This window comes from Siminovitchia thermophila (genome assembly GCF_016909185.1).
GTDB lineage: Bacteria > Bacillota > Bacilli > Bacillales > Bacillaceae_C > Siminovitchia > Siminovitchia thermophila.
The window spans coordinates 153,725-179,816 of sequence record NZ_JAFBFH010000002.1; the positions used below are offsets into that span (position 1 = coordinate 153,725).

The following is a 26,092-nucleotide window of genomic DNA, read 5'->3' on the forward strand; positions in this document are numbered from 1 at the left end:
TCACCTTTCCCTATTCCTTTGTTATTTTGCTTGCCCATAACGCATGTCAGCCTGTTACACTTATATGTAAGCTTCGCTTTCTGCACTATTTTACAACCGGTAATGTTATAGTGAATGTTGTACCTTGCTGTAGGGCACTCTCAACTAAAATCGTGCCTTCATGCGCTTCAATCAAACTTTTCACAATCGCCATGCCTAAGCCTGTTCCTTCAGAATTATGTTCGGTCGTCGTGCCACGATAATAACGATTAAATAGATTTTGTTGTGTTTCCTCTGTCATCCCTACCCCGTTATCTTGGATACGTATCATTACCACATTTTGTTGTCTTTCAATCGTTGTTGAAATCATGACAGGTTGTTCATTATGGATGACTGCATTCAAATAAATATTATGGAGTGCCCGCTTTAATAAATGCGGATCAAATGTCATAGCTGCATCCTGTATTTCCGTTTGCAATTCAAATTGGTGCTTTTGTGCGCGCAAATCATTGCTCGTATCGGCTATCACATGTTGAACAAACGATACTATATTTTGTGTTGTTGTACGAATGGGTACAGACTGTGAGCCATCAAAGCGCAGCGCTAAATTCAAGTCTTGCACTAGTTGCTCCATATGCGTCCCCTTATCATCAATTTCTTGAATGAAATTTCGCTGTTCCTCTTTTGACCACTCATAATCAGGATTTAATAATAATGTGGAATAGCCTTTAATATAGGTTAAAGGTGTTTTCAAATCATGTGAAATGCCCGCAATCCAGTCGCGTTTCGCTTCCTCCACTTGTGCGCGCTCGACCTTTGCTTTTTGCAATTGTGCCCGCATATGATCAAGTTGAGTGATCACTTCTTGATATACGCGAAAGCGCATTTTAAATTTCCCTTTGCGCTTATACACTTTATGCCGCTCTTTAAGGGGTGAAAAGTCTTCATTCTCAAGTTGGCCAATCCATTTCATCACGAGTAATAAGGGGCTGCCAAAATACCAGCCGAACCATATGAGCCATACGACTGTAACAAAGCCAATAACAACCGCTACAAACCATTCATAACGTTCATCGCCAAACCCCAGCTTCGGCAAAATTCCTTCCATCGCAAGTGGAACAATAAACGCCAGGAAAAATAGCCAAAAGACAAAGCCCAATAATAAATGCTGAATAAAGCGTTGTTGGATTTTCATGAATCATCACCTGTTGGCGGAATAAATTTATAGCCAATCCCTCGCAAATTCACGATAATACTTGGCTTCCTCGTATGATCACCCAACTTTTTACGCAGCTTTGCGATATGAATCGTGACGGTTTTTTCTTCCCCAAACACATCTTCTCCCCATACACGCTCATAAATTTGTGAAGTCGTAAACACGCGGTTTGGATTTTCACAAAAGAAATGCAGTAATTTCAGCTCTTTGGCAGTAGCTTGAACGATTTTCCCATGCACAGTTAATACAGCCTTATCTGGTGAAAATGTGAATGTGTCATATATATAGCTTTTCATTTCAGGTTGATCTGCTTTTTTTTCGTATACACGCTGACGGCGTAAAATCGCCCGTATTCTTGCCACAACTTCCAGTGGATTAAAAGGCTTTGTAATATAATCATCGCCGCCCACACTGAGTCCGGTTAATTTATCAAAATCACTGGAACGCGCGCTAATAAATAGAATCGGTGCTGTTGTTTGCTGACGAATAGCTGAACATAATGCAAAGCCATCCCCGTCTGGCAACATGACATCCAACAAAATAACATCGAAGTTTTGACCCGTTATCGCTTGCAGCGCCTCTGCTTTCGTTGACGCTGTTGTAATATGTGTAAAATGCTCTTTTTGCAATGTGATGTCAAGCATTTTTAAAATGCCCGCTTCATCATCCACTATTAAAATGTTTGCATCATCTTTCATGCGTTTCCCTCTCTTCTCTTTCTATCCTAACAAGTTTTTTCATCCATACCTATCCTTTTCAGTAAAAATTACTTACATTTTCCTGCTTATTTACTTTCTTTTTACTTTCATCTTTTACGATTGTCTTAAGCAATGAAACGGGAGGCTTATGTATGAAAAACATAATTGAAACACAGCAATTGACAAAACAGTTTAAGCTTGAATCTGTCATTAATCAAGTAAGTATGAATATTAAAGAAGGAGAAATTTATGGCTTTCTCGGTCCAAATGGGGCTGGAAAAACGACGTTGATGAAAATGCTCTTAAATTTAGTGAAACCAACATCCGGGAAAATTTTCATTCAAAATCAACCTATTATACCAACATCTTATGAATATCTAAAAAACATCGGCAGCCTTATTGAATATCCGATTTTTTATGAGGAACTAACCGCACAAGAAAACTTGCAAATGCATTGTGCTTATATGGGTTATAAAGACCAAAGCCATATAAAAAAAGTGTTAGACATTGTAGGCTTGCAGCAAATTGAAAAGAAAAAAGTAAAGAAATTTTCTCTCGGTATGCGTCAACGTCTGGCAATTGGGCGCGCCATTGTTACCAAACCGAAAATGCTGATTTTAGATGAGCCCATTAACGGGCTGGATCCCATCGGCATTAAAGAAGTAAGAGAGCTGCTTGTCACATTAAATCAGCAATATGGCATGACCATTTTAATTTCAAGCCATATCGTTTCAGAGATCGAATCCATTGCAGATACGATTGGCGTATTACATCAAGGTGAATTAATGGAGGAAATTTCGATGCATTCCCTGCGTGATCAACAACAATCAACGATAGAAATGGTTGTAAGTGACACGAACAAAGCGAAACGATTATTGGAGGAAACATTCAACGCTAAGGTGCGAGTCGTGAATGCTAGAACCTTGCATATTCAACAAATAAATGAAAAACCATCCACATTAACAAAGCATTTAATCATGCACGGTATTGATGTAGAAGAGGTTGAAACGGTGCAAAAATCGTTGGAAGAATACTTTGTCAATCGTATTAATGGAGGGAAACAGCATGCTTGATTTAATTAAATTAGAATGGCGCAAACATCGTATGGCACGATATTTTACAAACTTTTTCTCTTGTGTGATTGGCATTTATGGCTTTGTGGCTTTTATTTCATTAGCTTCAAAAAATGATGTTGACGGGGCTATGGGTTCATTTCAAGAATTTATGTCACTCATACAGATTTTTTCGAATATTACATTTATCATTTTGGGCAGTGTTATTTTATCTCGCTTGATCATTTCCGAGTTTCGTACGAAAACGATGCAAGTATTGTTTACCTATCCTATAAAGCGTCAAAAAATTTTATTTGCCAAATTAATGCTCGCTTACTTATTTACGACAGGATGTTTATTTGTTGGCATTTGGCTCATGCAAATCATCACATACTTTTTACAGCCATCACTCGGGTTATTTGAAGGCACGGTCACACCACAAGGTTTATGGGCGACATTGCCAAATACAGTGACGAACGCGTTCATGATGGGCGCTATCTCATTAATTCCGTTATTTTTCGGTATGCGGAAAAAATCGACCGCCACTACGATTACATCTGCTGTCATCATCGCTTTTTTGATGAACTCAACGGTTTCAAATGGCGGTGCCTCATTCAGCTTAGCGAATGTCGTCATCATTCCAATCATATTAGCGTTGTGTGGAATTGGCATTGCTTATTTATCATTCCGCAACATTGATGTAAAGGATGTGGCATAAATGATCCGAAAAATCCTATTTGTGCTATTGCTTAGCGTCATCACCGTAGCCATAATTCTTTTTATGAAAGAACCGGCTGAGACCATCGCAATAGGTGAATATAAAGCAATGCCACATATCGAAGTGACACTCGATGAGTTAAATATCGCTATTTCCGACTCGCCTGATGATCAAATACACGTTCAAATGCAAGGACATACATTAAAAAAGCATAGGCTGACAGTCAATAAAGAAAACAATAGATTCGTCATAAAGGAGCAGCAACGCAAAAAAAAATGGCAAGAAAATATCCGTTTTCGTCCAACGCCAACCATCATCGTGCAACTCCCCAAATCCCAAAGTAAATCACTGACACTGAAAAGTGCGTATGGAGATGTCACCATGGAAGATGTAGCCTTGGATACAGTACAAGTTGAAACATCTTCAGGGATGGCTTATTTAAAAAACCTTTCCACTTCAAATGCTGAACTTCATACGAATGATGGGAATGTGACAATCGCTAAAAGCGCTCTGGAAAACTTGAATATTAAAACAAATGCAGGTGATATCGCCATAAAAAAAAGCACCGGAACAGCGCATACGATACAAACGGCGGATGGGTATATCGAATTGAAAGAGGCAACAGAACAGCCAAATCTCAATATAAAAAGTGTTTCTGGAGATATTAGTATCGACTATCTAAAATCGCCAACATCACTTCAATTCATAACAGAAGGTGAAGATATCGAAGTGACATTACCAAAATATGATAAAAAAACACATATGATCGGCGATGGATCAAATATCCTTTCAGCCAAAACGAAAGATGGCGGGATTATGATTAAATAGAACTTTAAGTAATCTATCATAATCGTTACTTGTTTAAACCATATAGCCAATAGAGATTTTACCTTCACTAAGCCCAAAAGTCGAGAGTAAAACTAGAAAACCCGAAATCGGCGAGTAGATCTAAAAGTGGAGAGTAATTCACAAAAGCCGAGAGTTAAGCGAAAAAGCGGAAAGTAATTCATAAAAGTCGAGAGTAATCCAAAAGTGGAGAGTATTTCCCTGAATTCGAGAGTAAAGCGAAAAAAGCAGATGATAATCCATAAAAGTCGCAAGAGTTGATATTAGTCAAGTCGTGAAAATAAAACCGCATGAAGTCAAGCTTTTAAATATGATTTCATGCGGTGTTTTCATTTTTCAGGCTTCGATCTGAGCCTCATTTTGTACTATTTCTATCCATAATCAGTAATCCATAAGTGTATTTTAGCCCCGCATACTACAGAAATACAAATTAGGGAAGCAATACTCAAACAAGCTATTTTTCAGCACAAAGATGATTGAAGCATTTTGTAGAAAGATTTTTTGAGCGGCCATTTTCATTTTCCCCAGCAAAAATTGCGTTCAAACCTTGTCATTTTCTAAAGTTGAAAAGGGATAAAAGTCCTCTGGCAAGCGTTTAAATGGCAATAATTTGAGATTAACACTAGCAGCTCCTGATGTGTCCGTCTCATAAATTTGTTGGAAAAAAAGTGAATAGGCTACCCTAAATAAACTCTATGATTCTGTACTTTTCTAGTACATGAGGGAACCATTTATCGTAAAATCTATTTTTTCATATGAACACTGATCTGTTGGAGTCATAAGCTTTATTCTTTTCTCATTCCCCTGCTACTCAGTTATTCCGTTTTTCTCCATTTCTTTCTAAAGACAGTAAACATGCCGTTGTGAGTATTTCTACACCATTTTCCATTGCTTCTTTTTTAAAGGTCATATTCGGATGGTGCAAGCCGGGCTTTACATCGGCTCCCAGAGCGAGCATAGTCGCTTTCATATCCGGTCTTAACAAAGTATAAAAATGAAAGTCGTCTGATCCCGATGTCTCAATGGCCGGCACAAAGTTGCCATTGCCCAACACTTTTATAATGGCTTGACCCATTATTTGCTCGGCTTCAGGGTGGATGATAGCTGCCGGAACATCATCAACGAATTCAATGTCTATCGGCACTTTATAAATTTGTTCTAAATGCGTGAAAATCCTGGTCAGTTTTTTCTTTATATCATCCATGACTGTGTTAGATTGCGCGCGGACATCCAATCCAAATGTTGCTTTTCCCGGGATAATGTTCAGATTTTCTGTTCCTGCATGAAAGTTAGTCATTTTAATACTTGCCGGCACTAATGGAGATGTATGAATGTCCTTAATCTGCTGTTGGATCGCATGGCCTACTTCAATTGCATTTACCCCTTCGTGCGGTCTTGCTCCATGATGGTCCGCTCCGTTTATTTTCCCTTTGATAAAGACACATCCGCCATGCTGAATCCCGGGAGCACAATGTGGGTATGGCAATTCATTTTGAGGCCGAAGATGGATTCCAAATAAGTAATCAAGGTCATCAACGCACCCTGCTTCAACTACTTTGACAGAACCATTGCCAAGCTCTTCCGCCGGTTGAAAGATAGCCCGAACTGTTCCAGATAGCTTTGACTCTACTTTTTTTAAGCGGAGCATAACCGCGGTAACAATTGCCATATGAGCGTCATGGCCACAAGAATGATTCGGTTGCAATTGTCCGTTCACTTCTTGCAGCAAAGCATCCATATCGGCGCGCAGTCCTATTTTTGGACTGCCGTTTCCCACATCTACGTAAAAACCTGGTATAGATGCGAATGGGACCGGGCGAAATCCATGATCTTCAAAAAACTTGATTAAATAAGCCGATGTTTCCTTTTCTTCCCAGCTCACTTCCGGATTTGCATGCAAGTGCTCCCATAACGCGTACATTTCTTTTCTTTCCAAAACCGAATCACTCCATTTTTTTATTTGCTGTATTTTTGTTATTTTACACCTGTCAATACTGCCATAACCAATCCTATTCCGGCTATTGCCCACCAAATGATAATGAGTCTCCAGATAAACTTGACCCAACGGTCGTACGGAATTCCCGCAACTGCCAAGTAGCCCATCAATGCTGCGGATGTTGGAATCACTGAATTGCTGATGGCATCACCATATTGAAATGCCAATACCGCTACTTGCCGTTCAATTCCCAACAAATCGGCTAATGGCACCATTAAAGGCATCGTTGTTGCTGCTTGTCCGCTGCCCGACGGAATAAAGAAATTCAGGAAAATCTGGAACACATACATGCCGATAACGTTCAATGTTGCCGGCAAACCGGAAATGATATTGACGAGGTAATGAATGACTGTATCAATAATGACGCCATTTTCCATAACAACAAGAATCGTACGGGCAAAACCCACGATTAATGCTCCAAAAGCAACCAATTTCATGCCTTCTACAAAAGAGGAAAAGGTTTTATTGATTCCTAATCCGCCTATCATACCGCCAATAAGCCCAATCACAATAAAAGAAGCCGCCAATTCATTTAAAAACCAATCCCAGTTGAATACTCCGTACATATTAATGCCGATCCCGCCAGCTAATGTAAAAAGAACAAGCATATGTCTTTTCGTAAATTTTTCTTGAAAACCCGAATGAATATCTTTCTTATCAACTGTACTAACTTGCTGCTCTACCTCATACATAACCGAATGTGATGTATCTTTTTTTACTTTGCTTGCATAACGCATGACATACATGATACCGGCACTCAGTATAAAAATATAAACAATTGCCCGAAACGCAAACCCTGAAAAGATAGGGATTTCAGCTATACCTTGGGCCACCCCTACTGTAAACGGATTCATCATTCCGCCTATAAATCCACTCGCAGCTCCCAGAGAGATCATTGCTGTTCCAACGACGGCATCATAACCTAAAGCCCTTGCAATGGCGATTCCTATCGGAACAAAAATAATGGACTCTTCCGCCATACCAGTAGTGAAACCAAGAATGGAAAAGATAAGCATGACGACAGGTATTAAAAATTTTTCATTTTTTCCCATTTTCACCACAAGCTTGTGAATGCCTGAATCGATTGCGCCAGTTGCCTGGATTGCTCCAAACGCTCCACCCACTAAAAAAATATAAAAGATAATGGTTGCTCCTTTTTCCATACCTAGTGGAATGGATGTGAAAATCTCAAAAAAGGATACAGGACTTTTTTCCACATAATGAAAACTATTCTCGACTACAACTTGCCTTCCATCAATTTCATGCCTTTCATACTCTCCCGCCGGTATCAGCCATGTGCCCATCGCAACGATCAGAATAATGGTAAAAATAATGGCGTACGTATGTGGGATGACCCACCTTTTTTCTTTCATACTAGCCTGTCAACCCCTCTTTTTTTATACATAGTTTTTCAATGATGTCCTCATCGACAGAGATGCCTAATCCAGGATGATCAGTTATATTTACGTGTGGCAAAGAGTATTGCAAATTCCCCGGTTCAATCGTAAACTTGGTAGGCCCGGATAGCTCCGTAGACACAATATTTTCTCCTGCCAGCGCCACGTGAAATCCTGCTGCAGAAGCAATGCTAGATTCAACCATCGATCCGATTTGGCACTTCATTCCGAATAACTCAGCTTGAGTTGCGAGTTTATAAGACGGATAGATTCCACCACTCTTCATTAATTTGATGTTTATATAATCAACAGAGCGATGTTCCGTCAAAGTCCTTAGGTCTTGTGCCGTTACCATACTTTCATCGGCCATCAACGGTATCGTACTTTTCTCTTTTAAACTTCTAAACATAGATACATCCATCGCGGCGATAGGCTGTTCCACCCAAGATATATTAAATGGCTCTAACTTTCGCATCATTTGTTGGGCATTTTGCACACTTTCCCATCCTTGGTTAATGTCTAAACGAATGAGCACCTGTTCGCCAACCGCATTTCTGACAGCTGCGACTCTTGCAATATCCTTTTCATGGTCAATACCAAGCTTCATCTTGATTTCTCGATACCCTTCCGCTTTCGCCTTTAACGCTTGTTGGGCAACTTCTTCTGGTTCTAAAATACTCAATACTTTCGGAATAGACGGCTGTTCTTTTTTCCTTCCTCCTAACAACATATAAACAGGTAATTGACTGACTTTTCCCAAAATGTCATAACAGGCAATATCAATCGCCGCTTTTGCCGCACCATTTCGCACCAATGCGGTGTTCATTTTTTGGTGAATTTCCCGAATGTTTCTCGGATCCTCTCCCATCACCGCCGGAAGTAGTTGATGTTTTAACGCGTGAAATACACTATATACCGATTCTCCCGTCACATGTTCATCGGGAACACTTTCTCCATAACCCACAATTCCTTCACTTGTATATAACTTTATGATGATGGCTGGCATGGAATGATAAGAAGCGTACGAAATGATGAAAGGTTCTTTTAAGGGTAAATCAATTTGGAAAATTTCTGCTTTGGTTATTTTCAATTTGTATCTCTCCTTCTTGACATCGCTTTCAAATAAATGTCGTTTTGATGTCGCTAATATAAAAACAAACTATAATAAACTTTGTTGCTTGTCAATGGCTTTTGACCATTTAGATTGATCATCTGCTTCAAATACCGGACTAGTGTGTCCTTGTTGGTCCATCAAAACGGGGCGGGAACAGAATCCTGTAAAAATGAATAGACCGCATGAAACCACCCGTGCAAAAACCTTGATTTCAAACGGTTTTATTCTCACGATTTTACGAATATCAATCAGCTTTCAACTTATATCCCAGCCCCTCATAACCATCTTCATTTTAGCTTAGATTCCCCAATCTCCTGCGCAGCGCCGTTTCTATATGTTTACGGAGAATATAAACTTGTCTTGGCCTGCCGATATGATAACTCTGCTCTTGTCCATACAGTTCTATATATCCTGCTTCATACAACCGCTTCACGAACCGTTCAGATGTTCGAATGGAGACTTGTGTATAAGCCGCCAGCTCATTGACAGTGAATGGTTGAAAGTCGATTGTTTTCATAAAGCTGAAAAAGCGCTGCAATGTTTTCATATTCGCTTTTATATCATGAGCGATTTGTTGCATCCATTCATCAGTCATCCGAATATTCTCGTGTTTCGTTTCCCCAAAAACAGGCCCGATTTTTTCTTTCGTTTCAGTCAGTATGTATCCATTGCCTTCCTTTTTACTCAGAGCAATTTGCACCGCTTGCCCGGCATTTTCTTCCGCTTCTATAAGCTGTCTTCCATAGCCAACACCAAAATAAATCTGCTTATCAAGGTTTCTTTCCAGTTCCGTTAGCCAGTTCTTATTTGCTTGATCTAGTAGATTTTTTTCAATAAATCCTCGTGTAGAAATCAACACGATCATATGTTTATTTTTTAATTTAAGGCGCTTGCTTTGGTGGAAACTGACCATCGGTTGAAAGTAGGAGTAGATGACATCATAGTCGCTTTCTGAAAAAGGCCGGTTATCTTGCAATGATAAATACATCACGGCAATCATTCCATCCTGAAGACGTGAAAACAAGACCCGTTCATAGGCATCATATAATGCCTCTTCTTGAATTTGATCATTGTCGACCATATATATGACGGGTATATGTTGTTTTTTCAACATATCATATACAAAGTGAACGCTAGTGATGGCCATCTTCGTTTGGCCGCTCCTGTATCGTTCGAGATGAAAATTCGCTATCTCCTTAAAGTTGAAATCCTTGCTGATGGCATCATCATAAATCCACTGATAAACATATATTTGCTTATCATGCAACTGAAAATCAATATCTTTCGACAAGCGCTCCAATGCGTCTCGATTTGGAAGATCAATGGAAATGTCATGTATATGGATCTTATCATGTAAAAGGCATTTCATGATCGAAGCAACGATCATGTACTCATGAAAAGGAGGGAATGTAACAGGCTTTGCTCCTTCCAGCGCCTTGTCCCGATAATAATATGAAACGATGCCTGAAAAACAAACAACATCCGTTTCTTGAGTCGCTTGCTGATGCAACTTTTTTACATCCGTTGGCGTTTCATAAATATATGTTATAAGCTTTATTCCAGGGAGGGATTCTGCCAACTTCCTAATTCGCCGAACGGAATGGGCCGTACCAATATATCCAACCTTCACCACCATGCCTTTCACCCCGCTATATACAAAATCTTCTTCCTTATTGTATCTAAAAGTCCGTAGACTTGCTAAGTCGGGTTTTATATGGAAGTCTTCCACTATAGAAGTAGCGGCTTACATCAAGTAATTCTGTACTTTTTACTACAGTTGCCGTTTTGATGTAGTAATCGTTACAGGCTAAGAATTTGTCCGATTTCAATTAACGCATCCATAAAGAGTGCGACCAAGATGGGACACGACTGGCGGCGAAAACACGTATTTCAATGACCCAACCGCAAAAAAACAGGGAATTTTCATTTTATTTTCCACACTTTTAATCTAAGCATTTCAATCCGTCTACTCTATTAAAGCCAAATCTTTCTTCCCTTTATCCCTGCTATAAAAAGATAGCGCCATCCTTTTTCAATCAGGACAGCGCTTTCGGTTTTCATCAATGGTTGCCATTCATTCTAATATCGCCTGCATCTGGGCTTCTTTATATTTCTTCCACAATTATAGTTTTCTTCAATCGTTTCTTTAACTTCCCTTTCATAAACCGGATAGTAATGTTCATTTCTAATAATCGTTCTATTGACATTTATAACTTCAGTTGGATGAATATGCTTTCTGACTCGTTTTCTTGTTTTTCTTCTTACAATTTTTTTAGTAGGGCTAACGATTGTCTCTTCTCTTTTTTTATCATGGCAATTTGAACCCATAATAAAAGAACCCCCTTTCTAATGTTAATATAATATATGAAGAAAGGGGAAGACTTGTCTAGACGACAAGCCCGAGATTTCATATTTTGTCAAAAATAGTCATGTTGCCAGACTTTTACTTCTTTTTTCCCAAGTAGTGCATTCTGCGCCATATTTTATATTTAATGACAATCCCAGTTGTAAAGCACTTTGGAAAAATCCCGCTTTTTTAAGTCATCCAACGCAATAAAGAAGTTTGCAACTCCCGCATCTCCCCACATAATGTTCAAATCATCATCCGTATCAACTTGCAATAAGAGGGTATCAAAAGTTGGGTAGTCACCGTACGCTCTTGGATCTTCTTGGGTGAAAAACGGATATCCTCCAAGCTTTGAACCTTGTCCATCCGCGATATCATAATACGCATCCATGATCTCGTCGTGCATATCATCATCTTCATCTGTTGCATGATCTAATAAGGCATCGACTTTCGTAATAGCGTTGAAACGATAATCATTAGCCGACACAATTTCTTCTGAACGCTCAAAGGATAATACACATTCCCCTTCTATGGGAAAATAACTGTCATCCCTAAACGCGGGAAATTCCGTCATCCATTTCGACTCATCAAACTCAATTGTTTCATGATAAACGACACGGAATGTATCTTGATTCGTCATATCATCAAAATCTAAGCCATACACATCGTCGTCGGCAACAAAAAACTGTAAAATGCCTGCCGTTGGATAGTCAGGGATTGATACTTCCATTTCACTAAAATTGATTTGCGCCAGCAAACGCAAGGGATCTCCATTTTTGGCTGTTGGATAGGGCTCCTTTTTAAGCCAATACGGGCGCCCCCCGAACTTACTTTCCAAAGGTGTCGTGCTTCGAGTTTTCCCGTGAATCATAAGACTCGGCTTTTTGCTCTCTGCTAATTCTTTGGCAAAAGGCTGTAATTGTTGTGGTAGTTTCATTTCTTCCCCTCCCTCGGAACATTCGTTCTTACTATACTGTAAAAAAAAGCAAAAGTATAGCATTTTCTTGCCCTACTCCGGCCCTTAAAATCGTAATGTATCATTTTATTAAACTGCAACCCAGAACTGCTTGACTTTTAAAAATATTGAAATTATTGTGTTATTAAAAAACAAATATCTGATCCTCAGTATTGGCCTTATAAAGAACAGGTTGGAAAAAACGGGGCTAACTTCTATAGAGATAAAAAGATGCTGGTTTTATATAAGGAAGTTTTTTTACGGAGATAAAAAGGAGGAATACTATGCCACATGAATTAGCTAAAGCTATTTTATATATAAAACAAAGAAAATGGGTAGATCTGACACATGCTTTCGGTCCCGACACACCCCATTTTGAGGCTTTCAATGACGCAACTTTTGAAACGTTATTCAACCATGATGAAGGGTTTTTCGCACAACAATTTTCATTTGCCGGTCAATATGGAACTCATATTGATGCTCCCATTCATTTTATCCGTGATACTCGCTATATTCACGAGCTTACATTAAAAGAACTTATTCTCCCGCTCATCGTCATCGACGTTTCCAAAGAAGTTGAAAACAATCATCATTTTACTTTATCCATCGACGACTTATTCGCTTTTGAAAAAATTCACGGAAAAATTGAGCCAAACACCTTTGTAGCCCTTAGAACAGACTGGAGCAAGCGTTGGCCCGATAAAGATGCCTTCAATAACAAAGACGAGGAAGGAAATAATCAAATTCCCGGTTGGGGTATGGATGCCTTACAGTTTTTATTTGAAGAAAGAAAGATTCAAGCCATTGGCCATGAGACATATGACACGGACTCGGCTATGGAACTCCAAAAAAACGGCGCATTAATTGGAGAATATTACGTTCTTGATCAAGACACTTACCAAATTGAGCTTATGGCCAATTTGGATCGAGTTCCGGCCAAAGGTGCTTATATTTTTAACATCGTAGCGAAACCAGAAAACGCCTCGGGGTTCCCTGTTCGCTCATTTGCCATCTTGCCTGAAGCTGAATCATAACGTTATCCTATTTGCGCGCAAACCTTGCAGGAAGTTTCTTGCACCCAGACCATTTTACATATATCAACAGCGAGAAAAAATAACTAAGACAAATTGAAAAGGAAACGATGAAATAAAGCCCGCCGAATTGTCCAATTATCGTTACTACTAAAGGAAAAATCCCCGCTTACAAGCCTAAAAACATACGGGGATTATTTTTGTGCATTATATAGCGCCGGCACATGGACACTCACTACCTCGAATATTTGCTCGTCATCTATAGTGTTTTGAATATTCCTAATAATAAAATGACACTTTCTATGCCATCGTTCATCTCGCCAACCTGCTTAGTGATAGTCGGATCAAGCACTACCTCTGGCTGACTCCATGCTATATCGAGTTAATATTATTTATGTGGTCGTACTTTCCAATAAAGTCGCCTTACATTGCAAAAAATATGTTTCTTGCGAAACCGAGCCGCTTTATCAATGACATCAGATAAAATCCGTGATCACAAGCAGCAATCGTATACATTTTTTATCCATCATAATCTGCAATGGAAACGCACTCAGAGAGAAGTTTGACATCGTTCGTGTCTCACCATTTAACTGTGAGGTATATTTGCCGTTTAAATAAATGCTTTTCAATATGCCAAACTTAGCTTATTCAGCTATAAAAGTTGCGCAGTAGTCCTTTTATTTATCAACGTAGGGAGATGGAGCGATTGGCAATTGGTTTTTTGTTAGCGAAAACGCTTTTATAAACACGATCACCTTCCAATTTTTTCAAAATATCGACTTGCATTTCCCCTGTACATGCAATACGAATAAACTCATGGTTCACAATCTCTACTTCAATTTTCAACACTGCTGCCGTCGCCTCTGCGATACTTTGCACAATCGGTTGAATATCCATTAAGTTCATTGCTACACCACCAATACGATAGTTAATTACACATTATAACAAAAATCGACTTTTCGACATAATTGTTTTTGAAGAATGCAAGATGTTCCCTTTCGTATTTTTTGCAAGACGCGGGAAAAACCTAACATTCTTGTTTGATCTTGCCAAACATTCCCTGTAGTACAACAAGGTCAAGCCAGGAAGCTCTTTACTTATTGCCATAAGTGGAAAATAAAGCATCACCAAAATAGTATAATGATGTTTACAAAAAACCTTTTACTTCATTAGTGTAATAAAGTAAAATAAGTATGTCAGGTAGATGGGAGGTCGTTTTATGATTGGCATTATAGATTACGGAGCCGGCAATTTGCATAGTGTTGAAAAAGCTGTAATAAAGCTTGATTTTCCAACTAAAATCATTGCTGAGCCCAGGGATTTTACAGGAATTGATAAAATCATTTTCCCTGGTGTGGGTAACGCGAGAAAAACAATGGAAATGATTAGATTCCATGGATTGGATGATAAAATAACAGAAGCGATAAAAGCAGGAATCCCATTCCTCGGCATTTGTTTGGGTATGCAGCTTTTAATGGAATATAGTAAAGAAAATGATGCAGATTGTCTATCAATCTTTGAAGGAGCCGTTTACCCCTTTCAAAAAAGCATAAAGGTTCCTCATATGGGCTGGAACGAAGTTCATCAAAAAAGACAGCATCCCATTTTCCGCAATATTCCGAATAAATCAGATTTTTATTTCGTCCATTCATTCTATGTCAAGCCAAATGATGAGTCCGACGCGATTGGGATCACAGATTATGGCCAAGATTTTTGTTCAGTAATCGCAAAGGACAATGTCATTGGTGTACAATTTCATCCTGAAAAGAGCGCAGAAGCGGGACTGACAATATTAGAAAACTTTTGCGGCAATTTCTAAGGAGGCAGCATGTTTATGCTAAAAAAACGAATCATTCCAGCAATTGATGTTGCAAATAACCAAGCTGTTAAATATGTGCAATTTCGGAACCCTACGGTTATTGGAGATCCAGCAGAACTGGGCCAGAAATATGCTGAACAAGGAGCCGATGAAATCCTCTATTTAGACACGACGGCTTCATTACACAGTCATGATGTTAAGTATGAATGGATTCGGCGTGTCGCGGAAAATTTATATGTCCCGTTTTCTGTCGTAGGGGGGATTCGCGCCATTGATGATTTCAAGCATGTGTTACGTGCTGGAGCTGATAAAGTGGGTGTTAATACAGCTGCTGTCAAGAAGCCAGAATTATTAACGGAAGCAGCTGATATTTTTGGCAAGCAATGCGTCGTTTTGGCACTCGATGCCAAGCCGATTCAAAATAACGACGGTGAAATTATTCGCTGGGAAGTATATACACATTCAGCACATGAAAGTAGTGGAATGGACGCGATTGAATGGGCCTGCCGCGCGGAGGAATTAGGAGCCGGAGAAATAGTTTGTACAAGTATTGATCGAGACGGAATGAAGAATGGTTATGATATTGAACTGCTGCATTCATTAACAGAGGCCGTTAACATTCCAATCATAGCTTCTGGTGGTGCGGGAAATGTAGCACATATCCACGAAGCATTTAAAGATGGAAATGTAGATGCGGCATTAGTTGCTTCATTATTGCATTACGAAGAGTTAACCGTTAGGGATATCAAGAAATACTTGATACATCATGATATCCCTGTACGTAATCATATATAGAACAAAGCTTCAATCAGCGCACTGCTGATTGTTAGTTAAGCCGATCGGGCGATGAAAATTTTTATCGCCCCTTTCGAGTCATACTGCCAGTTACCGCCGGACAAAATAAACCCAAGGATAATGTTACATTCCTTGGGTTTTAGCCTTGCTAAATATTCTGTAACAGTCTAACAGCCTTTATGACTGAGTTGCTTAGATCAGTCAACTTGGGATGCCCGATGAATTTGCGATTCCTTGAAACCATATGAGTAAAAAATAGCTAGGGTGTCATTGAAAAGCAAAGCCCCGAAAATGCTGTTCACATTCTCGGGGTTTAAGTTTTAAATGCATTTGCTTTAAATTGGACTTTTTCGACAGCGCTACCCAATAAATTTTAAAAGAAGTGCCATCTGAAAATCCTTCCCTTTTTGCTCTGTAATGATTTCACATATTAGTGATGAATGATTGTCCCGGTGTTTTTTCGGATTCGGCCTCTTTTTTATGATATAGAAGATCATGATGCTAACTCTTTCGTAAAACTCCCTTATTGCGACCATTCCTCATACTTCGCCATCACTTTTTTTCCAAAATGCCTCCTTAATATTGTGTCATATATTGCTCCCTTTCCCATGCGTGTACTTGGGTCCGGAACATATCCCATTCGATTTCTTTTGCCTCTACAAAGTGTTCAAGCAAATGGCTGCCTAAAGCATTCGTAACGACTTCATCCGTCTTTAGCAATTCGAGCGCTTGTGCCAACGTGGCTGGCAGATCAACGATGCCATATTCCTTGCGCTGTTCTTTTGTCATCACATAAATATTTTTGTCTACTGGTTCAGGTGCTGTTATGTTATTTTTGACTCCGTCCAATCCGGCAGCCAATAGCACAGCCATTGCTAGATAAGGATTCGCAGCAGGATCGACACTGCGGACTTCTACACGGGTGCTTAAGCCGCGTGAAGCCGGGATACGAATAAGCGGGCTTCTGTTTTTTGCCGACCAGGCCACATAACAAGGCGCCTCATAACCCGGAACAAGCCTCTTATAAGAATTGACAGTTGGGTTTGTAACGGCTGTGAAACTTGGTGCGTGCTTTAATATTCCTGCCAAAAAACTTCTCGCTGTATCACTCATTTCCAACGACCCATTCGGGTCATAAAAAGCATTTTCTCCTCCCTTGAACAAGCTTAAGTTACAGTGCATCCCCGACCCATTTATACCAAACATTGGTTTTGGCATAAAAGTTGCCAGCAAACCATGTTTACGGGCAATCGTCTTAACGACCAATTTAAAGGTTTGAATATCATCGCACGCCCTTAAAGCATTTTGATATTTAAAGTCTATTTCATGTTGACCCGGGGCCACCTCATGGTGGGATGCCTCAATTTCAAAGCCCATTTCTTCTAATTCCAACACAATATCACGCCTGCAATTCTCCCCCAGATCGGTTGGAGCAAGGTCAAAATAACCGCCATGATCATTTAATTCGAGTGTTGGTTCACCTTTTTCATTCAGTTTGAATAAGAAAAATTCAGGTTCAGGGCCAACGTTGAAATCGGTAAACCCCAGTTCTTCCATTTCTTTTAAAACCCTTTTTAGATTATTACGGGGATCTCCTTCAAATGGCGTCCCATCGGGATGATAAATATCACAGATCAGTCTGGCTACTTTTCCTTTTTCTGATGTCCAAGGAAAAATAACAAATGTATCTAAGTCGGGATATAAATACATGTCTGACTCCTCAATTCGGACAAACCCCTCAATCGATGAACCATCAAACATCATTTTATTGTCTAAAGCTTTTGGTAACTGGCTAACGGGAATTTCCACATTTTTGATCGTTCCAAATAAATCCGTAAATTGCAGACGGATGTACCGGACATTATGTTCTCTTACCATTTCAAGTACTTTTTCTCTGTTCATATCTTCAGCTCTCCTTGTTGTCCATTATTTTTAGCTAAAAAGGAATGTTATAATTCTAATTCACCATGGCAAATATAGGTAGCTTCTCCTCTTTTCCAAACATGACCTTGTTGGTCCCATCTTACCGTCAAGTCTCCTCCAGGAAGATGAACGGTGATTGGCACGTGTTTATCAAGAAATTCATTCATTGTAGCGGCAACTACCGCAGCACAAGCGCCAGTACCGCAAGCCATTGTGATCCCTGATCCTCTCTCCCATACTCGGTAGTCCATCTCCTGACGTCCTTTCACTTGAACAATTCCTACGTTGACCCTTTCCGGAAATAGACTGGCATGCTCTATGACTGGTCCCACTTTCTCCAGCGGAAAAGCATTCACTTCATCAACAAATATGATTGCATGGGGATTGCCCATCGAGACGCAAGTCAAAAAATACTCTTCTTCCCCAAAGGTATGAGGTTCATTTATTGCCGCAACGAAAGGATCACCTTCCATAGGAATCATTCCTTTTAATAATTTCGGCTCACCCATATCCACATTGACATATTGAACAAATTGTTTTTTATCCAATTCCACTTCAACACTTACCACACCACTCAATGTTTCAATCGTAAAGCGGGGTTTCGTCGCGTACATGTGGTCAAATACAAACTTGGCGACACAGCGTAGACCATTCCCGCAATTCTTCGCTTCGGAACCATCTTCATTAAAAATTCTCATTTTAAAATCAGCCATTTGCGATGCGCAAATGAGAATGATACCATCGGAACCAATTCCAAAATTGACATCAGAAACCTTTCTTGAAAGTGCTGGATATTCTCGTTCTTCCAGTACATTGTCTGGATCGTCCAATTGATTAAAAATAATATAATTGTTTCCCAATCCATGCATTTTCGTAAAAATCATCCCCTCATTCCCCCTTAAAAGACGAATTTGGAAGTGCTAAGCCTTGCTCTTATATCATCAAAAATGCGCTGTTCTTCCTCCCGGCGATCGGCTTGAAAAGTTACTGAAAAACGCACATATGGACCGGCATCATCCCAAGGAACAGTCGAAATCAAATGCTCCTGTATTAAATATTGGCTAAAATCTTCTGCTGATTGAAATTGCGGACCGTTTTCTACTGCCTTCGGAATTTTTGTATATAAGAAAAAAGAGCCTTTTGGTTTTTTCGCATGAAATCCACTTTCACGTAAAATGGCTGATAAAGCATCGTGGCGCCGTGAATATTTCTCTGCAATTTGTGTTGTGATTTCAGGGTGTGATAAAGCGTAAGCTGCAGCTTTTTGAATAGGAATAAATTGCCCCGAATCATAATGATCCTTTACCGTTGCAAATGCTGAAACAAGTTTCCGGTTACCCGCGATAAAACCAATGCGCCAGCCTGTCATATTGAATGATTTTGATAAAGAATGCAGTTCAACGCCAACCTCTTTTGCACCTGGAACCGATAAAAAGCTGAGCGGCTTTTGACCGTCAAATACAAGCGCGGCATATGCGGCATCATGGACAACGATCAGTTCATGTTTTTTGGCAACATACACAACCTCTTCGAAAAATGCCCGATTCGCTACAGCGCCTGTTGGATTGTTCGGATAGTTTAAGTAAAGTAATTTAGACCTTTTCAATATGTCCTCAGGCAATGAATCAAGTCTTGGAAGAAAAGAGTCTTTTTCTAGCAACGGTAATTGTACAACTTCTCCACCTAGATATTTCGTATGAGTGCCTAAAATCGGGTAGTTGGGCGAAGGCATGATCGTTATATCACCAGGATTGATAAATGCTGTTGGCAGCATGGCTAATGCCGATTTTGAACCAATGACATGATTCACTTCTTCTTCTGGATCAAGATCATCTACCCCAAATACTTCTTTCATATAAAATGCCGCGGCATGCTTAAACTCAAGTATTCCATTATCAGCATAAAAACGATTTTCTGGTTTTTTGGCTTCGTTTGCCAATTTTCCAATGACCCTATCATCCGCCATGTCATCCGGTTCACCGACACCAAGATCGATTAATGCCTTGCCGGGATTGTTTTGCTGCGCCACCTTCTTCGCTCTTTTTATTTTCTCAAACTTATAAACTTCATCTTTAACACCAAATTGTGCTCCACCTATTCGGTCCGCAAAAAGTTGTTGTATATAATCCATTGCCAACATAATTGATTCCTCCACACTTTCACGACATCTTTCTCATCATATAATCATGACATTCCATAGCAGCTTCTTTTCCTTCTTGAATCGCCCAAACAATCAAACTGGCACCCATTCGGGCATCTCCTGCTGTAAAAACACCTTCTTCATGTGTGTGATATGTGCCGTTTTTGACTGCGATATTAGAACGATGGTTCACTGTTATATTGCTATTGGTGAACATTTCTGTTTCAGGGCCTTCAAAGCCTACAGCGAGTAACACCAATTGTGCTGGCCACATTTTTTCCGTTCCGGGAATCACTTCTCTTACTTTTTGACCATTTTCCATAAAAGTTGTTTGAATGTTGGCGCTTTTTACCCCTGCTACATTTCCGTTCCCATCACCCACAAATTCTACTGTTGTTGTGGCAAACACTCTCGGATCCCGCCCAAATACACTAGCAGCTTCCTCCTGACCCGTATCCTGTTTATGAATAAGTGGATATTGCGGCCATGGATTGTCATCAGATCGGCTATTAGGCCGCATCGGATAAATGTCAAATTGCACAAGACTTTTACAGTTCTGACGCAAGGCGGTAGAAACACAGTCTGTTGCTGTATCTCCACCTCCAATGACGATGACGTCTTTTCCTTCTGCGGAGATAAAGTTTCCATCAGCCAAATGGGAATCCAGTAAACTTTTCGTATTTGCATGTAAGTAATCCATGGCAAAGTGGATTCCTTCAAGTTCCCTTCCCGGAATCGCCAAATCCCGAGGCCGAGTGGCGCCGATACAAAGGACAACCGCATCATTTTCTGAACGTAATTGTTCAAGCGATCGTTCCTTCCCCACTTCCGTATTGGGAACAAATTGAATTCCTTCTGCTTGCATTAACTTGATTCTGCGCTCGACAACATGTTGTTCAATTTTCATCTTAGGGATTCCGTATGTTAACAAGCCGCCGATCCGATCCGCACGTTCATAAACCGTCACCATGTGTCCTTGTTGATTTAAAATAGAGGCGCAAGCGAGCCCGGAAGGACCAGATCCGATAATGGCCACTTGTTTACCTGTCCGTTGTTTAGGAATTTGGGGTTGAACCCATCCTTTTTCAAATGCTTTATCAATAATGGCGCGTTCGATGTTTTTGATGGTGACAGAATCATTGGCGAGCGAGGCGACACATCCGCCTTCACATGGGGCCGGACAAGCACGTCCCGTAAATTCCGGGAAGGGATTTGTCCGGCTTAAGCGCTCGTACGCCTCCTTCCATCTTCCTTTATAAACGAGATCATTCCATTCCGGGATTAAGTTATAAAGCGGACACCCCGTTGTCATCCCTGCCAACTCACTGCCATTTTGACAAAAGGGAACAGCACAATCCATACAACGAGAAGACTGTTCCCGTAACACTTTTTCAGAAGGAAGCTGGGCGATCTCTTTCCAGTCTTTCACTCTTTCCAGCGGGTCACGATAGAGTTCTGAACTCCTTCGGTGGTCGATAAACCCAGTTATGTTTCCCATCTACCTAACCCCCTATCTACATTCAGCTGTATTGCAAATGTCCGTTTTTCCCGGATTCAGCAAGAATTCTTTTATATTCTGTCGGAATCACCCGCACAAAATGGGAGACAAAGCAGTCCCACTTTTCCAAGATTTCCGCGGCTTTCGTACTTTTTGTATATTGATAATGTTGATTGATTTGTTCTTTTACAACATTCATTTCTTCCCTATCTTGTAAAGGTTCAATGATGACAAGTTCTTGATTGCATTGTTTCTGGAAAGTTTCTACTTCGTCTACGAGAACATAAGCAATTCCCCCTGACATTCCTGCCGCAAAGTTTTGGCCTACTTCTCCAAGGATGACTGCACTGCCTCCCGTCATATACTCGCAACCATGGTCGCCGATTCCTTCGACAACTACATGGGCACCACTATTTCTTACACAAAATCTTTCCCCCGCCATCCCGCGAATATATGCTTTTCCGCTCGTTGCCCCATAAAATGTCGCATTACCAATGATGATGTTTCGTTCAGCCAAGAAAGTGGATTTTGGTGAGGGAAAAATGGCCATGTTCCCGCCAGATAATCCTTTTCCGACGTAATCATTGGCGTCTCCCTCTAATGTCAACGTCACTCCTTTTGGTAAAAATGCCCCAAAGCTTTGACCGGCTGAACCGATAAAATGAAACGTTATCGAGTTTTCTTGTAATCCTTCCAATCCGAATGTATTTGAAATTTCACTTCCCAGCAGCGTTCCGACGGAGCGATTCGTATTACAAATTGATAGCACCGCATGAATCGGTTGGGCATTTTTTAATCCCTCATGGTAAATGGGCAGCAGTTCACGCCTATCCAAAGTTTGATCCATTTCATAGTCCTGCTCTTCTTTAGAGTGCTTGTCGTAAGGGAAATCATATAAAATGGGCGACAAATCAAGTTTTTGCGCTTTCCAATTATCTGATGGAGCAGGTTTCAATAAATGAGTCTGTCCTATCATTTCATCCAATGTTCTGAACCCTAATTCAGCCATATATTCACGAATTTCTTGAGCAATAAAATGCATCAAATGAACAACATGTTCCGCCGTACCGACCATATTTTTACGAAGGATGGGGTTTTGAGTCGCGATTCCAACTGGACATGTATCCAAATGACAAACTCTCATCATGATACAGCCAAGGGAAACAAGTGGTAATGTTGAAAATCCATATTCTTCTGCGCCAAGAAGAGCGGCTATGACCACATCTCGTCCACTCATCATTTTTCCATCCGTTTCCAGTGTCACTTTATGCCTCAACCCATTCAGCTTTAATGTTTGGTGGGTTTCAGCAAGCCCCAACTCCCAAGGCATACCAGCATGTTTGATACTTGAACGGGAAGCTGCTCCAGTTCCGCCATCATAACCACTAATTAAAATCACATCCGCTTTCGCCTTGGCCACACCTGCGGCGATGGTTCCAACTCCAGATTCTGAAACGAGTTTTACATTGATTCTTGCTTTAGGATTTGCATTTTTTAAGTCATAAATGAGTTGGGCCAAGTCTTCAATGGAATAAATATCGTGATGGGGTGGCGGCGATATCAATTCAATGCCTGGAATCGATCCCCTAGTTTTTGCTACTTCAGGTGTTACTTTGTGACCTGCCAATTGCCCCCCTTCACCGGGTTTGGCTCCTTGGGCCATTTTAATTTGGATTTCATCACAATTCACCAGATAGTGGCTCGTAACCCCAAATCTTCCTGATGCCACTTGTTTCATTCTGCTGCATTTGGAATCACCGTTTTCCATTGGTTTGAATCTTTTCGGGTCTTCCCCACCTTCACCGCTATTGCTCTTTCCACCAATTCGATTCATCGCAATCGCGATTGCTTCATGAGCCTCTTTACTAATCGATCCGTATGACATCGCCCCTGTTTTAAACCTTTTAAAGATTGACTCAATCGGTTCCACTTCTTCGATCGGCACTGGTTTTCTTTCATCATTGAAGTCCAGTAAGCCACGCAGTGTCGTCTGTTGGCTGATTTCCTCCTGTAACAGGCGGCTATATTCTTTGTATATTTCATATTTTCCTGTGCGAACGGCATGTTGTAACGTATGGATCGTTTTCGGTTGGAATAAATGTATCTCCCCGTCATAACGCCATTGAAAATCCGACCCGGTTTCCAAATCTGCTTTTTCCGAATGGAATGCACATTCATGGCGCAAACGGACTTCTTTCGCGATATCTTCTAATGTCATTCCACCAAGTTTCGAAGATGTATTTGGAAAATAACGATCGATCACTTCCTGACTTATCCCCAAAGCCTCAAAGATTTGCGCACCCATATAACTTTGAACGGTTGAGATGCCCATTTTGGACATTATTTTCATGATGCCCTTTGTGACTGATTTCACATAATTTCTGGACGCCTCATCAATGGAAAGACTATCTTCCTCTTCTTCAACTAATAAAGGAAGTGATTCGTATACGAGATAAGGGCATATGGCATTGGCGCCATATCCAAGTAACGCCGCAAAATGATGTACTTCTCTCGGTTCTCCGGATTCTACAATTAAACTCACTTTGCTTCGGTTGCCGCTTTGAATTAAATGATGATGAACGGCGGATACTGCAAGTAATGAAGGGATCGCCGCAAGTTCTTCATTTACAATTCGGTCACTGAGAATGAGGATATTGCTCCCGCGTTCAATCTCTTCATCTACTCTCTGGAACAACTCATCGACCGCGACTCCCAAATCTCCTTGACTGGGGAATAAAGTTGAAATACGTGCCGCCATCCAGTCCTTTGTTTGTAAATCGCCTATTTTTCTCATTTCTGAATCTAATAAAATCGGTGTATTCAGACGTATTTTTCTAAATCCCTTTTGTGTAGGTTGAAATAAGTTGCCGTCGGGTCCTAACATGACTTCAACTGAAGTAACAGACTCTTCCCGGATCGCATCTATGGGCGGGTTGGTGACTTGAGCAAATTTCTGCTTGAAATAATTGAATAACAGTTGAGGTTTCCTTGATAATATGGCCAAAGGCGCATCATAGCCCATTGAACCAATAGGTTCGTAACCATCCATGGCCATCGGTTTTAACACTTTCTCCCACTCTTCATTTGTATAGCCAAAGATCACCTGTCTGCGAAGCGTTTCTCCATCCGATATTTCCTTGGCTTGAGCTGTATTTTCTGTAAAATGTTCTAAAGGTACAATGTTTTCTTCCACGAGCTTCTGATAAGGTCTCTGGGAAATAATCAGTTGTTTGATTTCTTCATCTTCATATAAACGGCCATTTTCTAAATCTATTAAAAGCATTTGTCCCGGTTTCAAACGATCTTTTTTGCTGATTTTTTCTTCCGGAATATCAACAACCCCCACTTCGGAGGAAAGACATATAAAATCATCATCCGTCACAATAAAGCGCGCTGGCCTTAACCCGTTTCTATCAAGGCATGCTCCCACAAGTTTTCCATCCGTAAATGCCATTGCGGCCGGCCCATCCCATGGTTCCATAAAGCTGCTGTGATACTGATAAAACGCCTTTTTCTGTTCATCCATTTTTTCATTATTTTTCCATGGTTCCGGAATCATCATCATCATGGCATGCGGCAATGACCATCCCGATAACACGAGAAACTCCAACACATTATCAAACATCGCAGAGTCGCTGCCATCCATATCAACAATCGGCCGCACAATTTCAACTTTTTCCATTAAGTCGTTTTTGTATGTTGCTTCTCTGGCATTCATCCAATTCACATTTCCTTTTATCGTGTTGATTTCACCATTATGCATGGTGTAACGATTGGGCTGCGCCCTTTGCCAACTCGGAAATGTATTCGTGCTAAAACGATTATGGACCAGCGCCATCGCCGACTTATATAATTCACTATTTAAATCAACATAATAATCTTTCAATTGTTCAGGCAGCAGTAAACCTTTATAAATAATCGTTCTCGCTGAAAAACTGACAGCATAGTAGTGCTCATCATTGGCGAACTGAGCATTTTTAAGTACCTTTTCAATCTTTCTGCGAACTTCATACAATTTTCTTTCAAACTTTATATCCCCTGGTTCGTCATATGGAGATTTCACGAATACTTGGCGGATCACCGGTTGTGTTTCTTTTGCCTGCTGATGTAGATTACCATCATTTATTGGCACCGTCCTCCAACCATGCAATCCCAATTTTTCTGTTTCAATTGTATGTTCAATGATTTTTTCACAACGCTGTCTGGCGTTTTTTTGCTGCGGAAGGAAGAACATTCCTACGCCGTATTTCCCCGCATCGGGTAGACGCTTTTCCGCTTTTTCCCACTCCGCTTGAAAAAATTCATGAGGAATTTGGGTTAAAATACCAGCTCCATCCCCTAACAGCTGATCTGCGCCCCGCCCTCCCCGATGATCAAGCCTTTCAAGGGCCATTAATGCTTGGGATACAATCGAGTGAGTTGGCTTACCACTGATATGCGCAAGCAGGGCAATCCCACAAGCATCATGTTCTAATTGAGGATCATACATCCCTTGTTTGTCTATCGTCCACGTCCGATGCATATCGTATCCTCCCCTTATATCCTTTATCTATTTTTTTATGTTAATC

20 protein-coding genes are annotated in these 26,092 nt (G+C 40.4%); 6 read left to right on the forward strand and 14 right to left on the reverse strand.

The annotated features are described in order from the left end of the window. Positions 1–85 precede the first annotated feature (85 nt). Both JOC94_RS02240 and JOC94_RS02245 read right to left on the reverse strand, forming a co-directional pair. Complete coding sequence (locus JOC94_RS02240) at positions 86–1,174, reverse strand: sensor histidine kinase (RefSeq protein ID WP_205178343.1); 1,089 nt, start codon at positions 1,172–1,174, stop codon at positions 86–88. Next, complete coding sequence (locus JOC94_RS02245; protein ID WP_205178345.1) at positions 1,171–1,893, reverse strand: response regulator transcription factor; 723 nt, start codon at positions 1,891–1,893, stop codon at positions 1,171–1,173. Before JOC94_RS02245 ends, JOC94_RS02240 begins: the two co-directional genes overlap by 4 nt. Before the next feature lie 152 nt (positions 1,894–2,045). On the opposite strand from JOC94_RS02245, the gene JOC94_RS02250 reads away from it, so the two are divergent. The 3 genes from JOC94_RS02250 to JOC94_RS02260 are packed head-to-tail and all read left to right on the forward strand — an operon-like array spanning position 2,046 to position 4,491. Further along, on the forward strand, positions 2,046–2,966 hold the full coding sequence (locus JOC94_RS02250) for an ABC transporter ATP-binding protein (RefSeq protein WP_205178347.1): 921 nt from the start codon (positions 2,046–2,048) through the stop codon (positions 2,964–2,966). Continuing rightward, positions 2,959–3,663, forward strand: a complete 705-nt coding sequence (locus tag JOC94_RS02255; protein WP_205178349.1) for an ABC transporter permease — start codon at positions 2,959–2,961, stop codon at positions 3,661–3,663. The genes JOC94_RS02250 and JOC94_RS02255 overlap by 8 nt, the downstream gene beginning before the upstream one ends. Further along, positions 3,664–4,491: a DUF4097 family beta strand repeat-containing protein gene (locus JOC94_RS02260; protein WP_205178351.1), complete on the forward strand. Its 828-nt coding sequence runs from the start codon at positions 3,664–3,666 to the stop codon at positions 4,489–4,491. A gap of 829 nt (positions 4,492–5,320) precedes the next feature. Here JOC94_RS02260 and JOC94_RS02265 read toward each other — a convergent pair. The 6 genes from JOC94_RS02265 to JOC94_RS02290 all read right to left on the reverse strand — a co-directional run bounded on the left by JOC94_RS02265 (position 5,321) and on the right by JOC94_RS02290 (position 12,300). Beyond that, entirely contained in the window at positions 5,321–6,445 is a 1,125-nt protein-coding gene (locus tag JOC94_RS02265; protein WP_236016940.1) for an amidohydrolase, read from the reverse strand. 38 nt (positions 6,446–6,483) lie between these two features. Continuing rightward, entirely contained in the window at positions 6,484–7,878 is a 1,395-nt protein-coding gene (locus JOC94_RS02270; protein WP_205178353.1) for a YfcC family protein, read from the reverse strand. Position 7,879: 1 nt separating this feature from the next. After that, positions 7,880–8,992: a mandelate racemase/muconate lactonizing enzyme family protein gene (locus tag JOC94_RS02275; protein ID WP_205178355.1), complete on the reverse strand. Its 1,113-nt coding sequence runs from the start codon at positions 8,990–8,992 to the stop codon at positions 7,880–7,882. A 316-nt stretch (positions 8,993–9,308) separates the two neighbouring features. Further along, the gene (locus JOC94_RS02280; protein ID WP_205178357.1) at positions 9,309–10,652 is read right to left on the reverse strand and encodes a hypothetical protein; all 1,344 of its coding nucleotides are present in this window, start codon (positions 10,650–10,652) and stop codon (positions 9,309–9,311) included. A gap of 443 nt (positions 10,653–11,095) precedes the next feature. Continuing rightward, complete coding sequence (locus JOC94_RS02285) at positions 11,096–11,344, reverse strand: CotD family spore coat protein (RefSeq protein ID WP_077111194.1); 249 nt, start codon at positions 11,342–11,344, stop codon at positions 11,096–11,098. 161 nt (positions 11,345–11,505) lie between these two features. After that, entirely contained in the window at positions 11,506–12,300 is a 795-nt protein-coding gene (locus JOC94_RS02290; RefSeq protein WP_205178359.1) for a YwqG family protein, read from the reverse strand. Between the two features lie 302 nt (positions 12,301–12,602). Between JOC94_RS02290 and JOC94_RS02295 the strand changes: the two genes are divergently transcribed. Continuing rightward, positions 12,603–13,352: a cyclase family protein gene (locus JOC94_RS02295; protein ID WP_205178361.1), complete on the forward strand. Its 750-nt coding sequence runs from the start codon at positions 12,603–12,605 to the stop codon at positions 13,350–13,352. Positions 13,353–14,033: 681 nt separating this feature from the next. Here the strand turns inward: JOC94_RS02295 and JOC94_RS02300 are convergent. After that, positions 14,034–14,255, reverse strand: coding sequence for a hypothetical protein (locus JOC94_RS02300; RefSeq protein ID WP_205178368.1), 222 nt, complete (start codon positions 14,253–14,255; stop codon positions 14,034–14,036). Positions 14,256–14,568: 313 nt separating this feature from the next. On the opposite strand from JOC94_RS02300, the gene hisH reads away from it, so the two are divergent. Both hisH and hisF read left to right on the forward strand, forming a co-directional pair. Beyond that, positions 14,569–15,168, forward strand: coding sequence for an imidazole glycerol phosphate synthase subunit HisH (gene hisH / locus JOC94_RS02305; RefSeq protein WP_205178370.1), 600 nt, complete (start codon positions 14,569–14,571; stop codon positions 15,166–15,168). Positions 15,169–15,183: 15 nt separating this feature from the next. Beyond that, a complete protein-coding gene (gene hisF / locus JOC94_RS02310) occupies positions 15,184–15,963 on the forward strand; it encodes an imidazole glycerol phosphate synthase subunit HisF (protein WP_205178372.1) in 780 nt (259 codons plus the stop codon). A gap of 576 nt (positions 15,964–16,539) precedes the next feature. Here hisF and glnA read toward each other — a convergent pair. The 5 genes from glnA to gltB are packed head-to-tail and all read right to left on the reverse strand — an operon-like array spanning position 16,540 to position 26,046. Then, on the reverse strand, positions 16,540–17,865 hold the full coding sequence (gene glnA / locus JOC94_RS02315) for a type I glutamate--ammonia ligase (RefSeq protein WP_205178382.1): 1,326 nt from the start codon (positions 17,863–17,865) through the stop codon (positions 16,540–16,542). A 47-nt stretch (positions 17,866–17,912) separates the two neighbouring features. Then, positions 17,913–18,770, reverse strand: coding sequence for a diaminopimelate epimerase (dapF, locus tag JOC94_RS02320; protein ID WP_205178383.1), 858 nt, complete (start codon positions 18,768–18,770; stop codon positions 17,913–17,915). A 14-nt stretch (positions 18,771–18,784) separates the two neighbouring features. Continuing rightward, positions 18,785–20,026: an LL-diaminopimelate aminotransferase gene (locus JOC94_RS02325; RefSeq protein WP_205178385.1), complete on the reverse strand. Its 1,242-nt coding sequence runs from the start codon at positions 20,024–20,026 to the stop codon at positions 18,785–18,787. 19 nt (positions 20,027–20,045) lie between these two features. After that, the gene (locus JOC94_RS02330) at positions 20,046–21,524 is read right to left on the reverse strand and encodes a glutamate synthase subunit beta (protein ID WP_205178387.1); all 1,479 of its coding nucleotides are present in this window, start codon (positions 21,522–21,524) and stop codon (positions 20,046–20,048) included. A 22-nt stretch (positions 21,525–21,546) separates the two neighbouring features. Beyond that, on the reverse strand, positions 21,547–26,046 hold the full coding sequence (gltB, locus tag JOC94_RS02335) for a glutamate synthase large subunit (protein ID WP_205178389.1): 4,500 nt from the start codon (positions 26,044–26,046) through the stop codon (positions 21,547–21,549). Between the last annotated feature and the right edge of the window lie 46 nt (positions 26,047–26,092).

What these genes read in the sequence shown, in the direction of transcription:
- gltB (WP_205178389.1), bottom strand. Translation starts at nt 26,046, where the DNA reads ATGCATCGGACGTGGACGATAGACAAACAAGGGATGTATGATCCTCAA.
- JOC94_RS02285 (WP_077111194.1), bottom strand. Translation starts at nt 11,344, where the DNA reads ATGGGTTCAAATTGCCATGATAAAAAAAGAGAAGAGACAATCGTTAGC.
- JOC94_RS02245 (WP_205178345.1), bottom strand. Translation starts at nt 1,893, where the DNA reads ATGAAAGATGATGCAAACATTTTAATAGTGGATGATGAAGCGGGCATT.
- hisH (WP_205178370.1), top strand. Translation starts at nt 14,569, where the DNA reads ATGATTGGCATTATAGATTACGGAGCCGGCAATTTGCATAGTGTTGAA.
- JOC94_RS02270 (WP_205178353.1), bottom strand. Translation starts at nt 7,878, where the DNA reads ATGAAAGAAAAAAGGTGGGTCATCCCACATACGTACGCCATTATTTTT.
- glnA (WP_205178382.1), bottom strand. Translation starts at nt 17,865, where the DNA reads ATGAACAGAGAAAAAGTACTTGAAATGGTAAGAGAACATAATGTCCGG.
- JOC94_RS02295 (WP_205178361.1), top strand. Translation starts at nt 12,603, where the DNA reads ATGCCACATGAATTAGCTAAAGCTATTTTATATATAAAACAAAGAAAA.
- JOC94_RS02325 (WP_205178385.1), bottom strand. Translation starts at nt 20,026, where the DNA reads ATGTTGGCAATGGATTATATACAACAACTTTTTGCGGACCGAATAGGT.
- JOC94_RS02250 (WP_205178347.1), top strand. Translation starts at nt 2,046, where the DNA reads ATGAAAAACATAATTGAAACACAGCAATTGACAAAACAGTTTAAGCTT.
- JOC94_RS02240 (WP_205178343.1), bottom strand. Translation starts at nt 1,174, where the DNA reads ATGAAAATCCAACAACGCTTTATTCAGCATTTATTATTGGGCTTTGTC.
- JOC94_RS02260 (WP_205178351.1), top strand. Translation starts at nt 3,664, where the DNA reads ATGATCCGAAAAATCCTATTTGTGCTATTGCTTAGCGTCATCACCGTA.
- hisF (WP_205178372.1), top strand. Translation starts at nt 15,184, where the DNA reads ATGCTAAAAAAACGAATCATTCCAGCAATTGATGTTGCAAATAACCAA.
- JOC94_RS02255 (WP_205178349.1), top strand. Translation starts at nt 2,959, where the DNA reads ATGCTTGATTTAATTAAATTAGAATGGCGCAAACATCGTATGGCACGA.
- JOC94_RS02300 (WP_205178368.1), bottom strand. Translation starts at nt 14,255, where the DNA reads ATGAACTTAATGGATATTCAACCGATTGTGCAAAGTATCGCAGAGGCG.
- JOC94_RS02330 (WP_205178387.1), bottom strand. Translation starts at nt 21,524, where the DNA reads ATGGGAAACATAACTGGGTTTATCGACCACCGAAGGAGTTCAGAACTC.
- JOC94_RS02290 (WP_205178359.1), bottom strand. Translation starts at nt 12,300, where the DNA reads ATGAAACTACCACAACAATTACAGCCTTTTGCCAAAGAATTAGCAGAG.
- JOC94_RS02280 (WP_205178357.1), bottom strand. Translation starts at nt 10,652, where the DNA reads ATGGTGGTGAAGGTTGGATATATTGGTACGGCCCATTCCGTTCGGCGA.
- dapF (WP_205178383.1), bottom strand. Translation starts at nt 18,770, where the DNA reads ATGATTTTTACGAAAATGCATGGATTGGGAAACAATTATATTATTTTT.